The 5,737-nt window shown below is 45.2% G+C and carries 8 protein-coding genes and 1 tRNA gene; all 9 read left to right on the forward strand.

Annotated features, from left to right (window positions below):
* The first annotated feature begins 57 nt into the window (after positions 1-57).
* Positions 58-130, forward strand: a tRNA-Ala gene (locus tag Q0R35_RS07805).
* Positions 131-602: 472 nt separating this feature from the next.
* Entirely contained in the window at positions 603-1,022 is a 420-nt protein-coding gene (locus Q0R35_RS07810) for a GNAT family N-acetyltransferase (protein WP_295615694.1), read from the forward strand.
* A 232-nt stretch (positions 1,023-1,254) separates the two neighbouring features.
* Entirely contained in the window at positions 1,255-2,790 is a 1,536-nt protein-coding gene (gene psbB / locus Q0R35_RS07815; RefSeq protein WP_295615696.1) for a photosystem II chlorophyll-binding protein CP47, read from the forward strand.
* Between the two features lie 101 nt (positions 2,791-2,891).
* On the forward strand, positions 2,892-2,993 hold the full coding sequence (locus Q0R35_RS07820; RefSeq protein ID WP_295615699.1) for a photosystem II reaction center protein T: 102 nt from the start codon (positions 2,892-2,894) through the stop codon (positions 2,991-2,993).
* Positions 2,994-3,381: 388 nt separating this feature from the next.
* The gene (gene nrdR / locus Q0R35_RS07825) at positions 3,382-3,885 is read left to right on the forward strand and encodes a transcriptional regulator NrdR (RefSeq protein ID WP_295615702.1); all 504 of its coding nucleotides are present in this window, start codon (positions 3,382-3,384) and stop codon (positions 3,883-3,885) included.
* A gap of 54 nt (positions 3,886-3,939) precedes the next feature.
* Positions 3,940-4,329, forward strand: coding sequence for a (2Fe-2S) ferredoxin domain-containing protein (locus Q0R35_RS07830; protein WP_295615705.1), 390 nt, complete (start codon positions 3,940-3,942; stop codon positions 4,327-4,329).
* Positions 4,322-5,041: an NAD(P)H-binding protein gene (locus Q0R35_RS07835; RefSeq protein WP_295615708.1), complete on the forward strand. Its 720-nt coding sequence runs from the start codon at positions 4,322-4,324 to the stop codon at positions 5,039-5,041. The genes Q0R35_RS07830 and Q0R35_RS07835 overlap by 8 nt, the downstream gene beginning before the upstream one ends.
* A 27-nt stretch (positions 5,042-5,068) precedes the next feature.
* A complete protein-coding gene (locus Q0R35_RS07840; RefSeq protein ID WP_295615711.1) occupies positions 5,069-5,218 on the forward strand; it encodes a hypothetical protein in 150 nt (49 codons plus the stop codon).
* The coding region (locus tag Q0R35_RS07845) for a hypothetical protein (protein WP_295615713.1) at positions 5,215-5,737 on the forward strand (523 nt) is incomplete at its 3' end. The genes Q0R35_RS07840 and Q0R35_RS07845, both read left to right, overlap by 4 nt.

The following is a 5,737-nucleotide window of genomic DNA, read 5'->3' on the forward strand; positions in this document are numbered from 1 at the left end:
CCTAAAGCCTTCCCCTTGACAACCGGGAACGCGATCGAGTAAATTAAGAAGTATTATGGGGTCATAGCTCAGTTGGTAGAGCACTACAATGGCATTGTAGGGGTCAGGAGTTCGAGCCTCCTTGTCTCCATTGGGTTGAAAACATACGGTACGGCAAGGCTTTTAGAAAACAAATCATGTTCTAAAAGCCGATTTTTGTTGTCTACTAGAAATATGTAGGCTGGGTTGTCTGGCTCTCTCACCCGCAGTTTGATGCGGGTAGCATTAGCAGCTCTAGCGGCGTTAACCGCAATCTTCGTTAAATACCTATTCCCGATTTTGCCGCCATCCCCATTAAGTTAAGGTGCGAAGGATTAGTCTAAATAAATGGGCTGAAATTGGCGAACTACCCACTGTCTATTTCAGCTAATAGCTAGAAGCCTTATACATCAAATGTTTTAAGACCTTAACGATCCGACAATGGCATTGTAAGGTCAAGAGATCGAGCTTCCATGTCTTCATTATTTAGAATTCAGACATAGATTAAGCGATCGATCCTACAAGATTGCGACCAGATAAAAGCTACCATCGATCGTTAGTTATTACAGAATACCGATCCAAAGATGAAAGCTCAAGCCATCCGGTTTTGCGATCGCAGCGCAGATCTCGATCTGCATCAACTTCAAGCATTATTAAATAAAAGTGCCTTTTGGGCGGTCGATAGACGCATCGAAGACCTCAAAATTGCCCTCGATCGCAGCGAACCTGTAGTATCTGCTTGGGATGGCGACAAGCTAATCGGTTTTGCTAGAGCAGTTTCTGATGGTGTATATCGTGCGACAATTTTTGATGTAGTCATCGACTGCGATTATCAACGGCTGGGTTTGGGACGTAAATTGGTAGAAATTGTCCTCGCGCATTCTTGTATGCAGCGAGTCGAACGTATTTATCTCACCACCACCCACCAGCAAAGTTTCTACGAGCGACTAGGTTTTGTTGTCAATACCAGTACGACGATGGTTTTGAGTAAACCTAAAGCCTAATCATTAACTTTTGTAAAGATTCTGAGGATAAAACTTCATAAAATTGCGATTTCACAAAGAGCTGGAAGCACTATGAGTCTAGTCATACGGAGGTTTGGGGCGATCTCTGAAGTCAGATCGATCGATGTGAGATTACCTTGTCTTCGAGGTGGGAAGCGGATAACATAATGCATGAGATTATTTAAAAAATAAGAATTTTCGTAGACACCTATTTTAAGGAGGATCGTAGTCGATGGGACTACCCTGGTATCGAGTACACACAGTCGTTTTGAACGATCCGGGTCGGCTGATTTCAGTCCATCTAATGCATACAGCTTTAGTTGCTGGTTGGGCTGGTTCGATGGCTCTATTTGAACTATCAAACTTCGACCCTAGTGACGCAGTTTTTAATCACATGTGGAGACAAGGCATGTTTGTCATGCCCTTCATGGCACGTCTGGGCATCACCAAATCCTGGGGTGGCTGGAGTATCGTTCCAGGTGAATCGGCGGCTGACGTTGGTTTCTGGTCTTTTGAAGGTGTAGCTACAGCTCACATCATCTTATCTGGGATGTTGATGCTGGCATCGATCTGGCACTGGGTATATTGGGACTTGGAACTGTTTACAGATCCACGGACTGGCGAACCTGCGTTAGATTTACCCAAAATGTTTGGGATTCACTTATTCCTATCTGGATTACTCTGCTTCGGCTTCGGAGCGTTCCACCTAACTGGTCTATTTGGCCCAGGAATGTGGGTAACCGATCCATTTGGCATAACTGGGCATGTAGCTCCAGTGGCACCGGAATGGGGGCCTGCTGGGTTCAATCCGTTCAATCCTGGTGGCGTAGTCGCGCACCATATTGCAGCGGGTACAGTCGGGATTATTGCTGGTTTGTTCCACCTCACCGTCCGTCCGCCAGAGCGGCTTTACAAAGCTCTCCGGATGGGGAATATCGAAACAGTACTTTCTTCGAGTATTGCCGCAGTATTCTTCGCAGCGTTCATCGTTGCTGGCACAATGTGGTATGGATGTGCTACCACCCCGATCGAGCTATTCGGCCCGACTCGCTATCAGTGGGATAGCGGTTATTTCCAACAGGAAATTCAACGCCGCGTTCAAGGCAGCATCGAAGATGGCAAGACAGAAGTCCAAGCATGGCAGGCTATTCCTGACAGACTGGCATTCTATGACTATGTAGGTAACAGCCCTGCTAAAGGCGGTCTATTCCGGACTGGGGCGATGAATAAAGGCGATGGCATCGTTCAAGGTTGGCAAGGACATCCAGTATTTAAAGATGCTGAAGGTCGCGTCCTGAGCGTTCGTCGTCTCCCGAACTTCTTTGAAAGTTTCCCTGTCATCTTGACTGACTCCGAAGGTGTCGTGCGTGCAGACGTACCGTTCCGTCGGGCAGAATCGAGATACAGCTTCGAGCAAGCCGGAATTACTGCTAGTTTCTACGGTGGTGCGTTAAATGGTCAAACATTTACCGATGCGACTCAAGTCAAGCAGTTTGCACGTAAAGCTCAAGGTGGCGAAATCTTTGAATTCGATCGTGAAAAACTCAACTCCGACGGTGTATTCCGGACGAGTCCACGCGGTTGGTTTACCTTCGGTCACGCTGTATTCGCACTATTCTTCTTCTTCGGTCACCTCTGGCACGGCGCGCGGACAATTTACCGCGACGTATTTGCTGGTGTAGAAGCCGATTTAGAAGAGCAAGTCGAGTGGGGACTGTTCCAGAAATTGGGCGACCCAACTACACGTACGCGTAGAAAAGAAGCCTAATCGGTTGGGGATTGGGGCGATAGATGCGGCTGATGTCCGTTCCTTCGCTCCGATCCCCTCGCTGTTTGTTAAACTAAAATTAATCCCATAGGATTGGAACGATGGAAGCAACTATTTATATTTTGGTAACAGCATTGGCTTTAGGTACGGTATTTTTTGCGATCGCTTTTCGCGAACCAGCGAAAATCCCGCGCAAAAAGTAAACAACAATTCAGTTTAGTCACAATCTGAGCTAATCTAGAGAAATCTCTAAGTTAGCTCAGATTTTTCTTTTTAGGCATTCAGTGTGGGGGAGTATCCCACTTTTTAAAGTCCTGACAGATAAAAATAACATCGATCGCTGAACTGCCTGGTGAGTGGTTCTTGATACATTATTCTACAAAAGAGCAATAAAAAGTGGGATGCTCCCTTCAGTGTGCCTACGGCAGGCTACGCCAACGGCTGTCGCTCACTGGTCGGGATTAGGTTTTAGGCATTAGGCTTTAGGCTTTGAAACTGCATTCCAGGTTTTCAATAATTACACTTCTTACTCCTTACTCCTTACTCCTTACTTCTTACTTCTTACTCCCATCTCCCATCTCCCATCTCCCAATGCAATGTTCCTACTGCCAATATACAGATAGTCGAGTATTAGAATCTCGATCGACAGAAGCCGGACAGAGTATTCGCAGACGGCGGGAATGTCTGCGGTGCAAACATCGCTTTACCACTTATGAACGATTAGAATTCGTGCCAGTTACCGTCATTAAACAAGATGCGCGGCGGGAATATTTCGATCGATCTAAACTCTTGCGGGGGATAATTCATGCCTGTCAGAAAACCGGACTTACTCCCGATACCCTGGAGTCGATCGTAGACGATCTCGAAGCTCAACTGCAAGCGCGCACCGTTAGAGAGGTGACAACAGCAGAAATAGGCGAACTGGTACTGCTCGAATTGCGTCCGTTGAGTGAAGTCGCCTACGTGCGATTTGCGTCTGTCTACCGTCAATTTCAAGGCATTCGCGACTTTGTAGATACACTAGATCGGTTGAATGAAACCAGAAGTCAGGATGCGGATGTAGATAGTCAAGCAACTGAATCGTTTGTGAGGTAAGACAGTACCAGGTTAGATAATCTAATTATATTTAATTGAGTCGATCGAGATATCATGAATTCATCTAAATATCGAGTATTTGTTTGCACGAGACAGCGTGGCGATTTAAATAATCTTGAAAGCTGTTGTTTTAATTGTGGTAGTGTAGAAATATATCAAGCTTTTGTCGATGAGATCGATCGACGACAATTAGCAGATCGAGTCGAAATTCGGCAGTCGGGATGTTTGGATCGGTGTGATGCTGGGACGGTTGTTGCCGTTTATCGGGCTAATTTGCCAGACTTTGCTTGGCTACCAGATAAAATCCAACGTAAAGTCAGAAAAATATTATTTCCCAATCGTCATTTATACGGTCATCTGACTCAGGCAGATATTCCCGCGATCGTCGAAAGTCATTTCATTCATGGAAAACCGCTAAAACAGAAATTATTAACTAATGTCTAAGCAAATACTTGTAATTGGTGGTACGCGCGGAACGGGAAAATTAGCGATTGATTGCTCGATCGATCGAGGATATTCAGTTACATTGGTAGCAAGAGATCCAGCTAAAGCTAGATCTTTATTTGGAGATACTATTAGAATTATCGATGGTGATGTCACTCGTCCAGAGAGCCTGCAAACAGCTATAAATTCTGACTTTGATGCCATCATTTACACAGTGGATATTACTGGTGGCGTTGGCGGACGTGGATTTTTTGCCAGTCGCCAAAGTGTGAGAGAAATTGTCTATGATGGAGTAGTGAATACTATAAATGCTGCTAAAAAGCAGGGCTTCCAAAATCAATTTATTCTACTGACGACATTGGGATTAGAAGCACCATCAATAATTATGACCGTACTCGATACAATTAAACCTGGTGTGATTCGAGCATCGCAAGATAAAGCAACTTATTTAATTGAGAGTGGATTACCTTATACGATCGTTCAGGCTGGAGCATTACACGATGGAAACGTTAGCAGCGAACCTTTAGTAGTTTCACAAGCAGACATTCCCATGCAATTAAATTACCAAATTAGTCGCCAGCATCTCGCTCAAATTCTGGTAGCAGCGGTTGGTAATGCAATAACACTCGATAAAACATTTAATGTTTATGGCGGACAAGAGCTATTATTAAGTCCTGCCATCATTGACGAACAATTCCAAAAACTCAGGTAAGGCTCATACTCATTAGTCAGAGATCTTATGAAAAGACAATTAATTACCAGTATCGAAATCGACGCTCCGCCAAACATTGCTTGGGAAATTCTCACTGAATTCGACAGGTTCGATGTGTGGAATCCCTTGATTCGATCGATCGACGGCAATCCAGTCCCAGGTAACATCGATCGATGATTTCATCAGTAGTCAGTATTCAAGTTTCAGTAAGTGCGATCGAGGCTTTTTTCCATGTCGTCCCGATCGATCTTACCTCGATCTTTAAAGGTTATGGTTTATTGCCCGCAGTGATTCGCACAGAGGCTCAAACTGGCAATTGGGACGCGATCGGACAGACGCGGATCGTTCATTTGTCTGATGGTAGCTACGCTCAAGAACGCCTGACACAGTATCATCAGCCGTGCTATTTTGCCTATGTAGTCAGCGATTTCTCTGGTGCTTTGGGCTTTTTAGTTGCATCAGCAACCGGGGAATGGTGGTTCGATTGCGATGCTGCGGCGGATCGCACGCTGATTCGCTGGAAGTACACATTTATGCCGAGATTTTGGTTTGCAGTTCCGCTATTGTGGATCGTTAATAAATTTTTGTGGGCGGGATATATGCGATCGATCGTGTCAAATGTCGAGATACAGCTTGATGCTCGGTCGATTACCTCCGGTAGGCTACGCCAACGATTAAATTTTGGGCGATCGATGG

This window comes from Chamaesiphon sp. GL140_3_metabinner_50 (genome assembly GCF_025361915.1).
GTDB lineage: Bacteria > Cyanobacteriota > Cyanobacteriia > Cyanobacteriales > Chamaesiphonaceae > Chamaesiphon.

What these genes read in the sequence shown, in the direction of transcription:
- Q0R35_RS07810 (WP_295615694.1), top strand. Translation starts at nt 603, where the DNA reads ATGAAAGCTCAAGCCATCCGGTTTTGCGATCGCAGCGCAGATCTCGAT.
- psbB (WP_295615696.1), top strand. Translation starts at nt 1,255, where the DNA reads ATGGGACTACCCTGGTATCGAGTACACACAGTCGTTTTGAACGATCCG.
- Q0R35_RS07820 (WP_295615699.1), top strand. Translation starts at nt 2,892, where the DNA reads ATGGAAGCAACTATTTATATTTTGGTAACAGCATTGGCTTTAGGTACG.
- nrdR (WP_295615702.1), top strand. Translation starts at nt 3,382, where the DNA reads ATGCAATGTTCCTACTGCCAATATACAGATAGTCGAGTATTAGAATCT.
- Q0R35_RS07830 (WP_295615705.1), top strand. Translation starts at nt 3,940, where the DNA reads ATGAATTCATCTAAATATCGAGTATTTGTTTGCACGAGACAGCGTGGC.
- Q0R35_RS07835 (WP_295615708.1), top strand. Translation starts at nt 4,322, where the DNA reads ATGTCTAAGCAAATACTTGTAATTGGTGGTACGCGCGGAACGGGAAAA.
- Q0R35_RS07840 (WP_295615711.1), top strand. Translation starts at nt 5,069, where the DNA reads ATGAAAAGACAATTAATTACCAGTATCGAAATCGACGCTCCGCCAAAC.